At 68.0% G+C, this 16018-nt stretch carries 16 protein-coding genes and 1 tRNA gene; 8 read left to right on the plus strand and 9 right to left on the minus strand.

Features of this window, described 5'->3' with window-relative positions; genetic code table 11:
- Positions 1–48 precede the first annotated feature (48 nt).
- Positions 49–133: transfer RNA gene (locus tag WOA58_RS02795), tRNA-Leu, on the plus strand.
- 292 nt (positions 134–425) lie between these two features.
- Complete coding sequence (locus WOA58_RS02800) at positions 426–1589, plus strand: D-glucuronyl C5-epimerase family protein (RefSeq protein ID WP_340602639.1); 1164 nt, start codon at positions 426–428, stop codon at positions 1587–1589.
- Positions 1590–1707: 118 nt separating this feature from the next.
- Here the strand turns inward: WOA58_RS02800 and WOA58_RS02805 are convergent, their stop codons facing one another.
- Positions 1708–2946, minus strand: coding sequence for a polysaccharide deacetylase family protein (locus WOA58_RS02805; protein WP_340602640.1), 1239 nt, complete (start codon positions 2944–2946; stop codon positions 1708–1710).
- Positions 2947–3151: 205 nt separating this feature from the next.
- Between WOA58_RS02805 and WOA58_RS02810 the strand changes: the two genes are divergently transcribed.
- Positions 3152–3715, plus strand: a complete 564-nt coding sequence (locus WOA58_RS02810; RefSeq protein ID WP_340602641.1) for a DUF420 domain-containing protein — start codon at positions 3152–3154, stop codon at positions 3713–3715.
- A 7-nt stretch (positions 3716–3722) separates the two neighbouring features.
- Here WOA58_RS02810 and purF read toward each other — a convergent pair whose 3' ends face one another.
- The 4 genes from purF to WOA58_RS02830 all read right to left on the minus strand — a co-directional run bounded on the left by purF (position 3723) and on the right by WOA58_RS02830 (position 6777).
- The gene (gene purF, locus WOA58_RS02815; RefSeq protein WP_340602642.1) at positions 3723–5174 is read right to left on the minus strand and encodes an amidophosphoribosyltransferase; all 1452 of its coding nucleotides are present in this window, start codon (positions 5172–5174) and stop codon (positions 3723–3725) included.
- Between the two features lie 147 nt (positions 5175–5321).
- Positions 5322–5498, minus strand: a complete 177-nt coding sequence (locus tag WOA58_RS02820) for a 50S ribosomal protein L37e (protein WP_340602643.1) — start codon at positions 5496–5498, stop codon at positions 5322–5324.
- Positions 5495–5680: an LSM domain-containing protein gene (locus WOA58_RS02825; RefSeq protein WP_340602644.1), complete on the minus strand. Its 186-nt coding sequence runs from the start codon at positions 5678–5680 to the stop codon at positions 5495–5497. The genes WOA58_RS02820 and WOA58_RS02825 overlap by 4 nt, the downstream gene beginning before the upstream one ends.
- A gap of 41 nt (positions 5681–5721) precedes the next feature.
- Positions 5722–6777: a M20/M25/M40 family metallo-hydrolase gene (locus tag WOA58_RS02830; protein WP_340602645.1), complete on the minus strand. Its 1056-nt coding sequence runs from the start codon at positions 6775–6777 to the stop codon at positions 5722–5724.
- A 79-nt stretch (positions 6778–6856) separates the two neighbouring features.
- Here WOA58_RS02830 and WOA58_RS02835 point away from each other — a divergent pair, with 79 nt between their 5' ends.
- Together WOA58_RS02835 and WOA58_RS02840 are read left to right on the plus strand one after the other, a co-directional pair.
- On the plus strand, positions 6857–7267 hold the full coding sequence (locus tag WOA58_RS02835) for a hypothetical protein (protein WP_340602646.1): 411 nt from the start codon (positions 6857–6859) through the stop codon (positions 7265–7267).
- Positions 7268–7307: 40 nt separating this feature from the next.
- Positions 7308–8261, plus strand: a complete 954-nt coding sequence (locus tag WOA58_RS02840; RefSeq protein WP_340602647.1) for a zinc-dependent metalloprotease — start codon at positions 7308–7310, stop codon at positions 8259–8261.
- On the opposite strand, the gene WOA58_RS02845 is transcribed toward WOA58_RS02840, so the two are convergent.
- The 3 genes from WOA58_RS02845 to WOA58_RS02855 are packed head-to-tail and all read right to left on the minus strand — an operon-like array spanning position 8258 to position 9405.
- Positions 8258–8443, minus strand: coding sequence for a hypothetical protein (locus tag WOA58_RS02845; protein ID WP_340602648.1), 186 nt, complete (start codon positions 8441–8443; stop codon positions 8258–8260). The two genes, WOA58_RS02840 and WOA58_RS02845, sit on opposite strands and share 4 nt — an antisense overlap.
- An 11-nt stretch (positions 8444–8454) precedes the next feature.
- Complete coding sequence (locus tag WOA58_RS02850) at positions 8455–8826, minus strand: nuclear transport factor 2 family protein (RefSeq protein ID WP_340602649.1); 372 nt, start codon at positions 8824–8826, stop codon at positions 8455–8457.
- Between the two features lie 30 nt (positions 8827–8856).
- Entirely contained in the window at positions 8857–9405 is a 549-nt protein-coding gene (locus WOA58_RS02855) for a hypothetical protein (RefSeq protein ID WP_340602650.1), read from the minus strand.
- A 101-nt stretch (positions 9406–9506) separates the two neighbouring features.
- Here WOA58_RS02855 and WOA58_RS02860 point away from each other — a divergent pair, with 101 nt between their 5' ends.
- From WOA58_RS02860 to WOA58_RS02870, 3 genes are read left to right on the plus strand one after another with little or no spacing between them, the layout of a single operon-like run.
- Positions 9507–9941: an NUDIX hydrolase gene (locus WOA58_RS02860; protein WP_340602651.1), complete on the plus strand. Its 435-nt coding sequence runs from the start codon at positions 9507–9509 to the stop codon at positions 9939–9941.
- Positions 9942–9978: 37 nt separating this feature from the next.
- Entirely contained in the window at positions 9979–12708 is a 2730-nt protein-coding gene (locus tag WOA58_RS02865; RefSeq protein ID WP_340602652.1) for an AAA domain-containing protein, read from the plus strand.
- A 30-nt stretch (positions 12709–12738) separates the two neighbouring features.
- Positions 12739–13197: a DUF6789 family protein gene (locus WOA58_RS02870; protein ID WP_340602653.1), complete on the plus strand. Its 459-nt coding sequence runs from the start codon at positions 12739–12741 to the stop codon at positions 13195–13197.
- Here WOA58_RS02870 and WOA58_RS02875 read toward each other — a convergent pair.
- Positions 13194–15923: an ATP-dependent helicase gene (locus tag WOA58_RS02875; RefSeq protein WP_340602654.1), complete on the minus strand. Its 2730-nt coding sequence runs from the start codon at positions 15921–15923 to the stop codon at positions 13194–13196. The two genes, WOA58_RS02870 and WOA58_RS02875, sit on opposite strands and share 4 nt — an antisense overlap.
- Positions 15924–16018 lie beyond the last annotated feature (95 nt).

The following is a 16018-nucleotide window of genomic DNA, read 5'->3' on the forward strand; positions in this document are numbered from 1 at the left end:
AGCCCTTTTATCGGAGGTGGAATAGGGTCGGGTGCAAAGAGCACGCGAGCGTGGGTAGCCAAGCTAGGCCAACGGCGCAGCGTTGAGGGCGCTGTCCCGTAGGGGTCCGCCGGTTCAAATCCGGTCCCACGCATCGCACGGGCGGGTTTCCCGCCACAGACGATGCAGGTGATATCGACGGGAGCTCGCTTCCGTCGGCCAGTCGGGTTCGCCCGACATGGTCCCTTCGTGGACATCACCCACGCATAATCCTTCGGAGACCGACACCGGACAGCGACCGCGCCGCCCCGTCCGACGTCACGCCTACCGAGTACCCCGTCGACCAGTTCGTTTACCGCTCGTCCGTCGTTCGGTCGCGATCGGTCGGCACATCGGCCCCCTCATCGGGAACAGTTTTACAGTGTTTCACATGTATCGTGTGCTACATGTGCGCGAGACGGGTCCGCCGTCGTCGTTTCCTCCGGACCGCCGGCGTGGCATCGGCCGTCGTCGTCGCCGGCTGTACGGGCGACGACGGGGCCGAGGAGGCGCCGTCGGACCGCGACGACGACGAACCTGCCCCCGACGACGGCGAGGGAGAAAGCGGGAACGAGAACGAGGACGACGATGCCGACCGGGACGGCGTCGCCGAGATACGCGGGGTTCCGGTCCACCGAAACGAGTACGACCTCGCCGAGCTACCCCACGAGCGCTGGCCCCAGTACGGCGAGGACCGGGTCCTCCCGCCGTACTGTGAGTACCCCAATGCGAGCGCGGTCGACGACGAGATCCCCGACCTCCGGATGAACACCGTGACGCTGTTCGACGTCGAGAACGACGAGGGCCACCACCCGCTTCGAACCTCCCGAACGGCGATGCGGCTGATCCACTGCTATCGCGACGGCGGCGACGAGCGCTACCTCGAGAAGGCCGAATCGATCGGCGAGGCGATGCTCGACATCGCCATCGAGCAGGACGACGCGATCTACGTCCCCTACGGCTACGACTGGGGGAGCCAGGGCGGGGACCGGTTCATGGAGGCGCCGTGGTACGGCGGGATGGCCCAGGGGACGATCCTCTCGGCGTACGCCCACCTCTACGAGCTGACGGGCGACGACGACCACCGCGAGGCCGCCGACGGCGTCTTCCGGAGCTTCACGAACGTCCAGCAGGTCGCGAGCGACGTCTGGACGACGATCGTCTCGCCGGCGACGGAAATGCCCGACGACGGCGACGATCCCGAGTACTTCTGGATCGAGGAGTACCCCGTCGAGCCGCCCCAGCACGTACTCAACGGGTTCGGCGTCGGGCTCTACGGGCTGTACGACTACTGGCTCCACGTCGACCGCGAGGCCGGCTACGACCCGCTGTGTGCCGCGATCACGACGATCGAGGACCACCTCGAGGAGTACCGCGTCCCGGGCGAGGTGAGCTGGTACGATCTCGCGGAGGCCTACCGGGGTAACGAACACTACCACAGCACCCACATCAACCAGCTGGAGCTCCTGGCCGAGCTCTCGAACGAGGAGTACTTCGCGGAGATGGCCGATACCTTCCGCGAGGACAGCGCCTACGAGGAGTACCGGCCGGACAGACCCGACTGGGCCTGATCGGGCGAACGGGGTTCGTCCCCGCCGCCCGACGGTCGAAAGAGGGGAGTTACCGTCGTCGAAATCGATGTCCGTGGGTGTTCGTGGACCCGTTCGGATGCGAGCCGGCGTCCGGGCGTCAGTAGTACTCGAGCAGCTGGGACGGCGTGATCGGTTCGAGACCGTCGCCGTAGGCGGTGTCGTCGTCCTCGTCGGCGATCCGGTCGAGCTGTGCCTCGAAGTCGTCGACGCTCATCCCGTCGCCGCCGACCTCCTCGAAGTAGGGGACGACCACCTGGTTGTGCTGGTCGGCCCGGAGAATCGGCGCGCGACTGCTGTCGTAGTCGCTGCCGCTGATCGCGGAGATGGTGTGGCGGCCCGTCGGCGGGATGCCGCTGGAGCCGGCGCCGAAGACGAACGCGGTCTCGTGGGTGTCGCGGAGCACGTTCAGCAGGTCGGTGTTCATCCGGTTTCGCGGCGTGAAGAAGTGCCGTGCACCGTCCTCGAAGCCGCGTTTCGCGAGGTAGTCCCGGTTGCTCTCGACGACCTGGCGCATCCCGTCTTCGTTGAGGCTGGTCAGGTCGCCCTCGTGGACGGGGTACGAACAGATCTCCCATCCGGCGTCGCGCATCTCCCGGAGCTGGTCGATATCGAGGCGCCCCGGTCGGTTGAGCAGGTCCTGTGAGATCCCGAGCGTGCCGACCCAGCCGCGCTCCTCGAGCAGCGGGAAGACCGTCTCGTAGTGGGATTCGAGCCCGCCGTAGAACGCGAGGATCACGTTGCTCTCGTCCTGTGCGGGCGTCGTCCGGAGGTCGTCGACCCGGTATTCGATAGGGTCGCCCTCCGGGGCGACCATCTCGATGCGAAGCTCCTGGACCGACTCGAAGTCAGGGCTGCCGTAGCCGATGGTGTAGCCGAAGTCGATCCGGAACCACTCGTCGACGCCGTTCGGCAGCCGCCGTCTGGCGGTGACGTAGTCGTCACCCCCGGGGGCCCGGACGTGCATCGCCATCTGCCCGCCGACCGGCGAGGTCACCTTCACCGCCAGCGAGAGGTACTGATCCGAGAGGTCGAGCGGCGAGGCGGGCGCCCACGCGATCGTCGAGACGTTGTCGTCGGACTCGACCAGCAGCGACTGGTCGCCGACGACCGCCTCGCCGTCGTCCGGCGTCAGCTGCTCGTCCCGAAGGGCGTACCAGCTGCCGCCGTCCTGGAAGTCGTCGAGCGACTCGCCGATGTCCGTCGTGGCGGCCTCCGCGGCCTCGCTCCCGTTGCCGTTTTCGGGCTCGTCTCCGTTTTCGTTGCCGTTCTCGTCCCCGTTGCCGTTCTCGGTCTCGTCGCCGTTGCCGTTCTCGTCCCCGTTACCGTTGTCGTCCATACAGCCAGCGAGTGCGATGGAGGACGCGCCAACGGTGCCCAAGAAGGTGCGGCGGGATAGTGGGTTTCTCATGCCAGTGTGTACTCCGTACGGTGTACTCTTTCTAATACGGTGCTTAAATCCTATTAACCTTTTCATAACGGATTGATTATGTGTTTCGGACGTGGGTAACAACGGCTATACGCCCCAGGGCCCATCTCCGGGTATGCAACAGCAGGTTCGCGCACACGTCCCCGCGCTGACGGGTGTGTTGACCGCCGTCTCGCTCGCGCTCGTCTTCGGCGCCGTCCTTGGCTACATCCCGAACGCCCTCGTCCCCGCGGCCCCCGAGTGGGTCGTGGCCGCGATCCCACACCTCAACGTCGCCATCAGCCTCGCGGCGATCGCGTCGATCTCGGCCGGCTGGTACTGGATCCGGGCCGGTGCGGTCGAGAAACACCGCCTCGCGATGATCGCCTCGACCGTGCTGTTCGCCGGCTTCCTCGTTCTCTATCTCTACCGGCTGATCCTCCTGGGCGGTCCCGAACCGTTCCCCGGGCCCGAAACGGTCTATCGGTTCGTCTACCTGCCCCTTTTGGGGGTGCATATACTGCTGGCGATCGTCTGTATCCCGCTCGTGTACTACGCCCTGCTGCTGGCGTTCTCGTACTCGATCGGGGAGCTACCGCGGACGCGTCACGCGGCCGTCGGCCGGGTCGCCGCGTCGTTATGGATGGTCTCCTTCGGCCTCGGAGTCGTCGTCTACCTCCTGCTTCACGGCGTCTACTGACCGGGGATCAGTCGTCGGCCGGCAGGCCCCGGTCCTCGATGGTCGGGCGCTCGACGTCGCGGTCGGTCTCCTCGCCCTCGATTTCGTAGGGGTACTCGCCCGTCACACAGCCCAGACAGAGGTCGTCGTGGCCCTCGTCGAGGGCCGCGGCGATCGCGTCGATCGAGAGGTAGGCGAGGCTGTCGGCGCCGATCTCCTCGCGGACGTCCTCGACGGACCCGCCGGCGGCGATCAGCTCCTCGCGGGTGGCCATGTTGATCCCCATGTAGCAGGGCGCGGTGATCGGCGGCGCGCCGATCCGCATGTGGACCTCGCTCGCGCCGGCCTCCCGGAGCAGGGAGACCAGCTGATTGGAGGTCGTCCCCCGGACGATGCTGTCGTCGATCAGGGTCACGGACTTGCCCTCGACGGTCGATTTGATCGGGTTGAGCTTCAGGCGCACCGCGCGCTCGCGCTCGTCCTGGGTCGGCATGATGAAGGTGCGTCCGACGTAGCGGTTCTTCATCAGGCCCTCGGCGAACTCCACGCCCTCGGAGGCCTCGGCGTAGCCCGAGGCGAACGCGCGCCCCGAGTCGGGCACCGGCATCACGACGTCCGTGTCGATCCCGTTCTCCTCCCAGAGCTTTCGCCCGAGATCGCGGCGCACCTCGTAGACGAGGTTCTCGTCGATCACGCTGTCGGGCCGGGCGAAGTAGACGTGCTCGAAGAAACAGTGGGCCGTGTTCTCGCGCTCGACGAGCTGGTAGGAGTCGAAGCCGTCGGGCGAGAGCACGACCAGTTCGCCGGGACGCACGTCCCGAACGAGCTCCCCGTCTAGGGTGTCGATCGCCGCCGACTCGGAGGCGATCATATACCCGTCCTCCAGTTTCCCGATACAGAGCGGGCGATTACCCTCGGGGTCGCGGAGTCCCAGCACCGTATCGTCGTGGGAGATCGCGAGCGAGTACGAGCCGTGGAGCCGACCCATCGTGCGTTTGACGGCGCGAACGAGGTCCTCGTTCAGCAGGTTGCGCGCGAGGTCGTGGGCGATCACCTCGGTGTCGCCGTCGCTCGTGAACGCGTGGCCCATCCCGGCGAGCTCGTCACGGATCTCATCGGCGTTGACGAGGTTGCCGTTGTGGGAGAGCCCGAGCGACCCGCTCTTGAAGGAGACCGAGAAGGGCTGGGCACAGGAGGAGTCGACGCTGCCCGCGGTGGGATACCGGACGTGGCCGATCCCCGTCCGGCCGTTGAGGCCGTCGAGGTCCTCCTCGGCGAAGGCGTCGCCGACCAGCCCCATGCCGACGTGGCTGTGCTGTTGGAAGCCGTCGTGGGTGACGATCCCCGCCGACTCCTGGCCGCGGTGTTGTAACGCGTACAGCGAGTAGTACAGCGGCCGTGCGGCCTCGCGCTCGCGGAAGGAAACGCCGACGACGCCACATTTCTCCGTCGGGCCGTCGACGGCCTGCCCCGTATGCATATCAGTCGAATGCGTCCCCAGCAGTAAAAAGCTCACGTAGCTGGATCAGCGACGATCCCGGCTGCCGATGTTATACACGTTCGTGTATAGGATATCGGCGGACGGAGCGGCCGCTATCGGATCGAGAGAGACGTGGAGAAAAGGAGATCAGTTGTCGCCGGTCTTGCCCTGCCACTCGTAGCCCCGGCGTTTCTTCGACTTGCCGAAGCCACACGAGGAGCAGACCTTCTTCTTCGTGTGATACGCCTTCTCACCACAGCGCCGACATTTGGTGTGGGTGGTGACGTTCTTTTTACCCTGGCTCGGGGTACCTGCGCCAGTCATGGAGTTATCGAAACGACGTTATCGCCGCGTATAATGGTTGTGTTGTCGTCGTCCTCGACGACGACGTTCATGTGCTGGTCGTAGCCCGTCAGGGTGCCGACGAACTCCTCGCCGTCCTTCAGACGCACCGTCACGTCGTCGCCGATCGCGGCCTCGAGTACGTCAAGCGGTCGTCCACTCATACCCCTATCCGCACCCGATTCTCACTTAAGGGTACCGGAATTTACACCTCGACCGAGAACCGCTCGTCGGGTGAGACGCGCTCCAGAAACGCCGAGAGCAGCGAGACTGCGCCGGTCAGGTCCCCGGTGTCGATCGTCTCGACCGGCGTGTGCATGTACCGGTTGGGGATCCCGAGGTTGAGCGAGGGGGTCCCGCCGCGGGCGGTGTAGAAGGCGTCGGCGTCGGTGCCCGTCGCAATCCCGCGGGCCTCGAGCTGGACGTCGATCCCCTCCTCGTCCGCGGCGTCCCGCAAAGCGTCGACGAGCGTGGGGTGGTTCGCGCTGCCCCGCCCGATGACGGGACCCGCCCCGAGGTCGATGTCGCCGCCGCGGTCGCTCGGCGCGCCCGCGCCGTCGCCCGCGTGGGTCACGTCGACGGCGATCGCGGCGTCGGGCGCGAGGTCGAACCCGACCATCTCCGCGCCCCGGACGCCGAGCTCCTCCTGGACCGTGCTCACGGCGTAGACGGTCGGCTCGACGTCGGCGTCGGCGACCGCCCGCAGGACCTCCGCGGCGGTCCAGGTACCGACGCGGTTGTCGAGCGCGCTCGCGGCCAGTCGCGTCCCCTGTAGCTCGCGGACCCGGGATTCGACGGTGATCGGGTCGCCGACCGAGACGAGCTCCCGGGCGGCCTCGCCGTCCGCCGCGCCGATGTCGACCGCCTGCTCGTTGATCTCGTCGTGCTCGTCGTCGCCCTCGCGCAGGTGGATCGCGGTCTGGCCGATCACGCCCGCGAGCGGGCCGGAGTCGGCGTGGACGACCACGTACTGGCCCCGTGAAACCGTCTTGTCGACCCCACCGATCGGCCCGAGGTGCAGAAAACCCTCGTCGTCGATCCGGCGGACGATGTAGCCGATCTGGTCGGCGTGGCCGACGATCGCGATCTCCGTCGGGCCGCCCTCAACCTCGGCGACGGCGTTGCCGTAGGCGTCCGTTCGAACCTCGTCGGCGAACCCCTCGACGTACTCGGTCCAGACGCGTTGGCCCTCGATCTCGAACCCCGACGGGGAGGGCGTGGCGAGCAGCTCCTCGAGGAACTCGCGGCGACGGTCGTCCATGGTCGGTCTGTCGGCCAGCCGCCCATCAACGTTGCGACCGTCCACAACGGCTAAGTGTTCGGTCGGCCCACATTGGGCCATGGGAGAGAAGAAGAAGACGCTGTTCGAGATCAACGTCGAGAACTTCGAGTTCAGCCCCAGTCCCCGCTTCGGCGACGAGCTCGCCGAGACCGTCGAGGAGCTCGAAGGAACCGGCTCGAAGCTCGGCCTGTTCGGCTCCGAAGCGCAGGACGAGGGCGACGAGGAGTCCTCGGGCGGGCTGTTCTCGCGGAAGTCGTCGGAGGACGAGCTCGAGGACGCGGAGGGGCTCGAGGAGACCGAAGGGACGGACGTCGACGTCGAGGAGCCCGAGGAGGAGTCGGGCAGCCCCATCGCGCTCGTCATCGGCCTGCTGTTCCTGCTGGTCGTCGCCGCGGCCGCCAAGAAGTTCGTCGTCGAGGGCGAGACCGAGGAGTACGAGGAGGTCGAGCTCTCGGAGTACGAGAACTGAGTTCCGAACCATTTTGTCCGCGCGGCCCCAACACGGCCGTGTGAATCCCCTTCGCAGCCTCCACACCATCTCGCGGGCCTCGGGCGACGGCCCCGTCGACTGGACCGCCGTCGGGGCGGCCGCAAAGGACGCCACTACGCCCGGGTCGGTCGAGCTGAGCGAGGCCGAGATCGAGGGTTACCGCGGGGACGTCAGGGCCGCCCGCCGATCCATCCGTGAGGTCGCCGCCGTCTCCTTCGACCTGCCCGAGACGGTCGAGATCCAGAACCGCCACCACTGGATCGACGCCAACGTCTCGACCTTTCGCCGGGTAATGGCGCCCGTCGAGGCCCACACCGACGTCGTCTTCCCCGACGTCTCGCGGGTCCTCAACACCGGCTCGACGACGCTGATGCTCTCCTTTCTCGGGCGGAACGTGCTGGGTCAGTACGACCCCCTCCTGCTCGCCGAGGGCGACGCGAAACACGCGCTCTACTTCGTTCACCCGAACATCCGCCGGGTCGCGGCGGAGCTCGACGTCGACGAGGAGCGCTTCCGACGATGGATCGCGTTCCACGAGGTCGCCCACGCCGCCGAGTTCGGCGCCGCGCCGTGGCTCTCGAACTACCTCGAGTCGGGGATGGAGCGGGGCGTCGAGGCGCTCGCGAACGGCTCGTTCGACCGCGAGGCGTTCCGCGAGCTCGACGCGGCGATGACCGCCGTCGAGGGCTACGCCGAGCTGATCATGGACCGGGCGTTCGACGACGAGTACGCCGACCTCCGCGAGAAGGTCGACCAGCGCCGTCGGGGCCGCGGGCCGCTCGCCCGGCTCATGCGCCGGCTGCTCGGGCTCGGCCTCAAGCGCCGCCAGTACGAACGCGGCAAGGCCTTCTTCGAGACCGTCGCCGACGCCCGCGGGATCGAGGGCGCGAGCGTCGTCTGGGAGTCCCCCGAGACGCTCCCCACGAGCGAGGAGCTCGACGACCCCGCGGAGTGGCTCGCCCGCGTCGATTAGGCGATCCAGAGCAGCCACCACATCAACGCCCCGCCCAGCGCCAGCCCCGCCGCCGTCACGAGCGCCGTCTGGACGAGCGTCGCCCCGCCCGACAGCGCCATGATCCCCGCCGAGGCCCCGACGAGGACGACGAAGCCGGTGTAGAGGCGCTGAGAACCGGCCCGCCGCTCCTCGTCGCTCATCGGACCGACCATCAGAGTTCCTGGGGGGCGCTCACGTGCATCCCGACGAACAGCCACTCATCGTCCTCCCGCTCGAGGGTGCCGCTCCAGCGCGCCTCGAAGTCGTGGTCGTCGCCGTCCTCCGTGCTCCAGGCCATCCGGACCTCGTCGGCGAACCAGGCGACCGACTCCCGCTCGGTGACGCGCAGGTCGCGGCTCTCGACGGTCCAGTCGCTCGTCGTCTCGCTCTGTTCGCGAAGCCCCTCCGCCACCGCGTCGGGACCCACGAGCCGCTCGGATATCCCGACCTTCACCAGCTCCTCGCGCTCGGCGAAGTACGGGACCAGCGGTTCGTCCGAACGCAGGGCGTCGTAGTACTTCTCGACCGTTGTCTCGGCGCTCATACCCCGCCGTTGGTCCGAACGGCCCTTAACCTACTGGAAGCCGCGGTCGACGTCGTCCCCGCCGATCAGCTCGTCGAGCTCGGCGTTCAACAGCTCCTCGGTCTCCTCGAAGTCCGCCGCGAGCCGGTCGAGGTTCTCGGGCCGCCCGTAGGAGTCGTACTCCATCGGGCCGAACGCGGGGCTCTCGACGGCGTCCATCACGTCCTCGAACAGCGCGTCGGGCGTCGTCGGGGCGTCCGCGTGGGCCTTGATCGTCTCCTCCAGCCGTTTGGCCCGCTCCTTGGCCGCGTCCTCGCCCTCGGGCGCCGACCGGACCGCGAAGCGGCCCTCGTCCTCCTCCGGGAGGTAGCTCCCGATCTCGTCGTCGAGCCGGCGGGCAACGCGCGCCCCGACGCCCCGCACCGCGAAGGGGTTCTTCGCGTAGGTCTTGAGCTGGTAGACGCCGGCGTTCGGGTGGCCCAGATAGAGGTCCTCGCCCAGCCCTCCCGACCGGTCGCCGGCGATGGCCCGCCAGCCCTCGGGGTCGGCCCCCGATTCGGTCACGTCGCGCAGGATGTCCTGCCACTCGCGGATCCGCATACCCGCCCTTGCCGGGCGGCGCGAAAGTACGTATCGGTCGGCCGTGACAGTTCGTGACACCCCCGAAACAGTTTATATCCGGCCCCGAGTAGAGGGAAGGTATGTACGGTCCGGGAGCGACCTACAGCCAGAAGGCCTACGCCTATGTGACGAGGGCAAACGGCGACGGACGGGAGCTGCTGGTCTTTCGCGAGCGGGCCGACCCCGACGCCGGCATCCAGGTCCCCAAGGGGGGGATCGACGACGGGGAGGCTCCCTGCCGGGCGGTCAGGCGCGAGCTCCGCGAGGAGGCCGGGCTCGAACACGACCGGCCCGTCTACCACGTCGCGTCGGACCGCTACCGGCGCGACGACGGCAAGCGCGTCGCCCGCCACTTCTTTCACTTCCCCGTCGAGGAGTCCCGCGACGGGTGGGACCACGAGGTGACCGGCGGCGGCGAGGACGACGGATTGGTGTACGAACTGTCCTGGTCGCCGCTGCCGCTCTCCTCGGGGCTGGCCGCCGGCATGGACGCATACGTCCCGCTGGTCGAGTAACCGACAGCGTTTTTCGCCGCGCAGGCCTGGTTCGACCGTGCAGCTGCGCGGAACGGTCCTCGACCCCGGCGAGACCAGAACGGTCAGCACCCGCTACGGCGAGCGCGAACTCGCCGAGCCGCTGGTGCGGACCGCCGACGGCGAGGTCTCCGTCACCCTCTGGGGCAAGTGGGCCGAGACCGCCGACTACCTCCAGGCGGGCATGGAGCTGGTCGTCACCGACGCCGAGGAGACCGAATGGCAGGGCGAGACGGGCTATGCGACCGGCGGCGACTCGTACGTGATCGTCGAACCAGGGTTCCTGGTGAACGTCACCGACGTCCGTTCGTGGGTGCAGTGTCCCCGGATGTACTACCTCAACAAGCTCTCGGGGGTCCCGCTGAACTACCCCGTGGTGAAGGGGACGATCGTCCACGAGGTCTTCGGCGACCTCCTCCGAGGGGCCGAGTTCGAGGCGGCGATCGACGACCGGGTCGAGGAGGCCGGGCTGGAACTCGGGCTGTTGGACCGGGATCCCGAGGCAGTACGGGAGGAGGTCCGCCAGAACGCGCGTGCGATCGACGGTTGGCTCTCACAGGGCACCCTCTCGGAGGACGACTCCTGGCGCTCGGAGTACACGCTGATCAGCGAGCGCTTCGGGATCAAGGGCCGGGCCGACGCCCTTCGCCGGGGGATGCCCGTCGAGCTCAAAACGGGGAAGAACACCAATCGGGAGCCGCGCTTTCAGGACAAGATCCAGGCGGCCTGCTACGCGCTCCTGCTCGAGGAGCAGGGCGGCGTCGGCGACGAGACGGCGGCGACCGACGGCGGCGCGCCCGACACCGGGACCCTCCTGTATACGAAGAACACCGCCCTCGACCGCAACGAGGAGACGGGTGACCTCTCGCCGGCCAAGGAGTTCTCGATCGGCTCGGGCCTGCTGGAGTTCGTCGTGCGCACCAGAAACGAGATCGCGGCGATGGAGTTCGACTCGGGGGTGCCCACGGGCTACGAGTCGAACGCCAAATGCGAGTACTGCTTCGAGCGCGACACCTGTATGGTGGTCTCGGGCCGATTGGATCAGGAGTCGAAGGCCGGGGCCATTGGCAGCGCGATCCCCGAGCGCGAGCGGGCGTACTTCGACCGCACCTACGAGGCGATCGAACGCGAGCGCCGGGCGGCCCACCGCGAGTACGCGAAGCTCTGGGAGCAGACGCCGGAGGAGCGCGCCGACGACGACCGGGCGCTGATCGGCCTCGAACCCGCGGGTCAGGAACCCCGCGAGGAGGGGCGCTGGGAGCTTCGCGCCCGGTACGACGGCGCGGTCTCGAAGATCCGCGAGGGCGACGTGGCGCTGGCGAGCGACGGCGATCCGGTGAACGGCCACGCCGAACTCGCGCGGGTCGAACGACTGGGAAGCGAAATCGTCGTATCGACCGACGAGCCCGTCGAGCTGCGCCGGCTCGACGTCTATCCCTCCGACATGAGCGCCGACGGGATGCTCACGGCGCTGCACGACGCGCTGTTGAAGGGCGAGAAGCGCCGCAAGGAGCTGCTGTTCGGCGACGCGACCCCCGAGTTCGGGACGGTCGACGGGGAGTTCATCCCGAACAACGCCGCCCAGAACGGGGCGGTCTCGCGGGCCGTCGCGGCCGAGGACTTCGCGCTGATCCACGGGCCGCCCGGGACGGGCAAGACCTACACCATCGCCCGGACGATCCGTGCACTGGTCGAGCGCGGCGAGCGCGTCCTCCTCTCCGCGTTCACGAACCGCGCGGTCGACAACGCTCTAGAGGCCCTCTCCGATCAGGGCTTCACCGACTTCGTCCGCGTCGGCACCGAACACGGCGTGCGCGAGGACATGCAGCCCTACCGGCTTGACGGCCGCGGCGACCCCGCCGAGCTCGCGGGGACCCTCCGGGAAGCCCCCGTGGTCGCCTCGACGACCTCCAGCTGTGGCTCGCGGGTCATGCGCGAGCAGTCCTTCGACGTGGCGCTGGTCGACGAGGCTTCCCAACTGACGGAGCCCGCGACGCTCGCGGCGATCAACCGGGCGGATCGGTTCGTGCTGGTAGGCGACCACCACCAGCTCCCGCCGGTGGTCCGGTCCGAGGGCGAGGGAAGCGAGGACGAAGGCGACGGGAGCGAGGACGCCGCGGACCTCTCGCGCTCGCTGTTCGAGCGCCTGATCGATGAACATCCCGAGGCGGGCGTCATGCTCGAACGCCAGTACCGGATGGCCCAGCGCATCCAGGCGTTCTCCTCGGGGGAGTTCTACGACGGGAAGCTCAGGCCCGCCACGGGAGCCGTCGCCGCCCAGCGGATCGGGGGCCTCGAAGGTGTCTCCACCGACACGTTGTCCGAAGAACTTCGGAATCCGGTCGCGTTCGTCGACTGTGCGGGCGATGAGGGGGTCCACACCGACGACGAGGAGGCCACACGGATCGCCGGTCTGGTCGAACAGTTCGTCGATGCGGGGGTCGATCCCGAGGACGTCGGCGTCATCGCGCCGTTTCGCGCCCAGGTCGCGACGATCTCCCAACGAGTGCGCGAGAGGGTCGCGGTCGACACTGTCGATCGGTTTCAGGGCTCGAGCAAGGAGGTGATCCTCGTCTCCTTCGTCGCCACTACACCCGCCGACCTCGAGGGGCCGATCTTCGACGACTACCGCCGGCTGAACGTCGCGCTCACGCGGGCGAAGAAGTCGCTGGTGCTCGTGGGGACGCACACCGCGCTCACGGCTGACCCGCTCTACGGCCGGATGGTCGACTGGGCTAGCAGGCAGTAGCGTTTTGGATTCGCCGACCCTTCATTCGATATGGACGACACGATCAGCGCCATCGGTGCCGGAACGGCAGGAACGATCGTAATCGTTCTCGTCTTGGGACTGACCGAGATGACCGTCGGATTCGGACTTCACGTCTTCGAGACCCTGTCAACCCTGTTCGGCTCCGAGAGCCCGGTGCCCGGGCTCATCCTCTTCTTCGCGGGCGGAACACTGATGTGGCCGATGCTTTACATCTCACTCGGGCAGTTCCTCCCCGGGACGGGACCGACACGGGGGATGGCGCTCGCCGCGATCCTCTGGGTCGGGTTCGCCCCCGGGTTCGCCGGCGGCGTGACCGGGGCGCTGGCCCCCGCCTTCATCGAGGACGGCATGGGCCTGGTGATCTACTTGATCGTGACGCTGATCGCCCATCTGGTCTACGGCGCGATCCTCGGAGGCGGCTATCGCAAGCTCGGCGGGTCCGAGCTCTCGTCCTCCGCGGCCGTCTAGTCCTCGACCGGTAACGCGCCACCGGCCCGCCCGTCCTCGCCGATCTCCTCGAGGACGCGCTCGTGGAACTCCTTCAGTACCGCGCTCTCGTCCTCGGCGAGCACGACGTCGCTGGCCGACAGCGTCGCCAGCCCGAAGGAGAGCGGCGAGGGCGAGTCGACCCGGTCGATCGCGAGCTCGATCTCCCCCGAACGGATCCCGCGGAGGACGTCCGCGACCGCCCCAACGGCCAGTTTGTCCTCCAGTATCTCGCGGTAGGTCTCCTCGAGGACCGCAAAGTCCTCCAACTCGCCCGCGAACCCCAGCAGCATCTCGCTCGAGACCTGCTGTTCGCTCGCGCTCTTCTCGTATCCCTTGTAGCGTTTCAGGATCATCAGCGACCGGGTGGCGTTGATCCGGAAATACCGCTGGAGGAGGTCCGTCCCCTCGAGGGCCGCCCGGAGGACATCGCGGACCTCGTCGGGGTCGGTCCCCTCGATGAGCCCCCGGAGGTCGACTTTTCGGTTGAGCGGCATCGCGAGCGTGAAGCCGTTGTCCGCGACCGCGACGGTGACGTTGGCGTCGGCCTCCTGGGCACAGCGGTAGGCGAGCAGCCGCGAGAACCCCTCGTTGAACCGTCGACCGTAGTTCGAACGGACGTAGTAGCGCCGTTTGTACTCGGTTCGGTCGCGCTCCTCCTCGATGGCGAGCCGGGCGTCGGTGCTGACGCTCTCGGGTCCCGCGTAGCGGAGCTGCTCGTCGAACATCCGCGCCAGCGCGCGGACGCTGTCGTCGTCGATCGGGAACCCCCGCAGCCAGTTTCGCACCCGGGCCGGGCCCCCTGACTCGTAGCGCGCGAGCAGGTCGCGCTTGAACGCGAGGATCTCCCGACCGAGATCGTAGGAGAGCGGCAGGCGCTCGGAGAACCACGTCGGTACCGTCGGCCGCGCGCTCGTATGGTCGACGTAGACCTTCGATCCTCTCCGATAGCGGAACTCGAACTGTCGGCCGCCGATGACGAACACGTCGCCCGGGTCGAGCGTGTCGAGGTAGTTCTCGTCGAGGTCGCCGACGCGTTCGTTCTCGCCGCGGGTGTAGACGCTGCAGGTGAAGGAATCGGGGATCGTCCCGATGTTGGTCATGTAGATCACGCGGGCGAGCCGGCCACGTTTCCCGATCAGGTGCTCGCCCACGGGGTACGCCTCGTAGTGGTGCTCGCCGTCGGGCGGGTCGTTCGTGTCGCGCCAGACCTTCGCGTAGACGTTCTTCTCCTCCATCCCCTCGTAGTCGGCGGTGAGGTAGGCCATCAGCGACTCCCACTCGCGGTCGGAGAACTCCCGATACGGGTAGGCGCGTTCGAGGGTCGCGCGGAGCTCGCGCTCGGGTCGTACCCCGTTGATCGCCATGCCGTAGACGTGCTGGGCGGCGACGTCCATCGCGCCCTCGGGGACGAACACCCGGTCGACGAACCCCGACCGCGCCTTCTCGAGCATCACCGCACACTCGATCAGCTCGTCGCGATCCAGCGCGATCACCCGGCCCGTGACCGTCTGGCCGAGCCGATGGCCCGCCCGCCCCACGCGCTGGAGCAGCGAGGCGACGGACTTGGGCGAGCCGACCTGCACCACGAGGTCGACGTGGGGCATGTCGATCCCGAGCTCCAGGCTGGTGGAGGTCGTCACCACGTCGAGCTCGCCGGCCTTCAGCCCCTCCTCGACCGACTGGCGGGCCTCCGTCGAGAGGCTGCCGTGGTGACAGCCCGAGTCCGTCTCGTCGTAGCCGAAGCGCTCGCGGAGGTTCTGGAGGACGCGCTCGGCACCCGAGCGGGTGTTGGTGAAGACGAGCGTGTTCTCGTGGTCCGCGATCAGCTCGTGGAGCCGCTCGTAAAAGCGGTCCTGGACGAGTTCGCGCGGCGTGTGGATCAGATCGTCGGTCGGGCAGGCGAGTTCGAGGTCGAACTCACGGACGAAGCGGGTGTCGACGATCTCGTACTCCCTCGGGGAGCCGTCCTCGCATCCGACCAGGAACTCCGCGATCGTATCGAGGGGTTCGACGGTCGCCGAACAGCCGATCCTGGTGGGCGAGTTCTCCGCGAGCTCCTCGACGCGTTCGAGGCTCACCGAGAGGTGGGTCCCCCGTTTGTTCGCCGCCAACGAGTGGATCTCGTCGACGACGACGTACTCGACGGTGGAAAGCTTCTCCTTGAACTTCGGGGAGTTGAGCAGGATCGCGAGCGTTTCCGGGGTGGTGTTGAGGATGTGGGGCGTCTCCTCGAGCATCTTCCGGCGCTCGCCCTCGGGCGTGTCGCCGTGGCGGATCGCGTGGCGCACCTCGCAGTCCTCGCCGCGTTCGGCCAGCCGGTCGGTGATCTCGCTCAGGGGGACGTCGAGGTTGCGGCCGATGTCGTTCGCGAGCGACTTCAGCGGGGAGACGTACAGACAGTAGACGGAGTTCTCCAGGTCGTCCTCGCGGTCGCGCTCGATCAGGTCGTCGATGACGGCGCTGAACGAGGCGAGCGTCTTGCCCGACCCGGTCGGCGCACAGATCAGGGCGTTCTCGCCCCCACGAACCAGGGGAATCGCCTCGCGCTGTGGCGGGGTGAAGACGCCGCCGTTCTCGGGGACGTACTCGCCGAACCGGTCGATCCACCACTCCTGGACGACCGGCGAGAACGACTTCAGGACGTCGGCGTCGCCCACGCTGTCGGCGTCGACCCCTCGAGCGGCGAGCCGCTCGCGTGCACCCATCGCCCGCTGTTGGAAGCGGCGCTACAAGTGCGTTCGGCTACCGCGCCGGAAGTGAAGCCGGCGACCGAAGGGGTTTCGGCGCTGGCGCTCGCCCT

Origin of the sequence: Halalkalicoccus tibetensis (genome assembly GCF_037996645.1) — an archaeon.
In the GTDB taxonomy this organism is placed as follows: Archaea; Halobacteriota; Halobacteria; order Halobacteriales; family Halalkalicoccaceae; genus Halalkalicoccus; species Halalkalicoccus tibetensis.

Coding starts and splice junctions, on each gene's coding strand:
- WOA58_RS02800 (WP_340602639.1), top strand. CDS start 426: ATGTGCGCGAGACGGGTCCGCCGTCGTCGTTTCCTCCGGACCGCCGGC.
- WOA58_RS02805 (WP_340602640.1), bottom strand. CDS start 2,946: ATGGACGACAACGGTAACGGGGACGAGAACGGCAACGGCGACGAGACC.
- WOA58_RS02810 (WP_340602641.1), top strand. CDS start 3,152: ATGCAACAGCAGGTTCGCGCACACGTCCCCGCGCTGACGGGTGTGTTG.
- purF (WP_340602642.1), bottom strand. CDS start 5,174: ATGCATACGGGGCAGGCCGTCGACGGCCCGACGGAGAAATGTGGCGTC.
- WOA58_RS02820 (WP_340602643.1), bottom strand. CDS start 5,498: ATGACTGGCGCAGGTACCCCGAGCCAGGGTAAAAAGAACGTCACCACC.
- WOA58_RS02825 (WP_340602644.1), bottom strand. CDS start 5,680: ATGAGTGGACGACCGCTTGACGTACTCGAGGCCGCGATCGGCGACGAC.
- WOA58_RS02830 (WP_340602645.1), bottom strand. CDS start 6,777: ATGGACGACCGTCGCCGCGAGTTCCTCGAGGAGCTGCTCGCCACGCCC.
- WOA58_RS02835 (WP_340602646.1), top strand. CDS start 6,857: ATGGGAGAGAAGAAGAAGACGCTGTTCGAGATCAACGTCGAGAACTTC.
- WOA58_RS02845 (WP_340602648.1), bottom strand. CDS start 8,443: ATGAGCGACGAGGAGCGGCGGGCCGGTTCTCAGCGCCTCTACACCGGC.
- WOA58_RS02850 (WP_340602649.1), bottom strand. CDS start 8,826: ATGAGCGCCGAGACAACGGTCGAGAAGTACTACGACGCCCTGCGTTCG.
- WOA58_RS02855 (WP_340602650.1), bottom strand. CDS start 9,405: ATGCGGATCCGCGAGTGGCAGGACATCCTGCGCGACGTGACCGAATCG.
- WOA58_RS02860 (WP_340602651.1), top strand. CDS start 9,507: ATGTACGGTCCGGGAGCGACCTACAGCCAGAAGGCCTACGCCTATGTG.
- WOA58_RS02870 (WP_340602653.1), top strand. CDS start 12,739: ATGGACGACACGATCAGCGCCATCGGTGCCGGAACGGCAGGAACGATC.
- WOA58_RS02875 (WP_340602654.1), bottom strand. CDS start 15,923: ATGGGTGCACGCGAGCGGCTCGCCGCTCGAGGGGTCGACGCCGACAGC.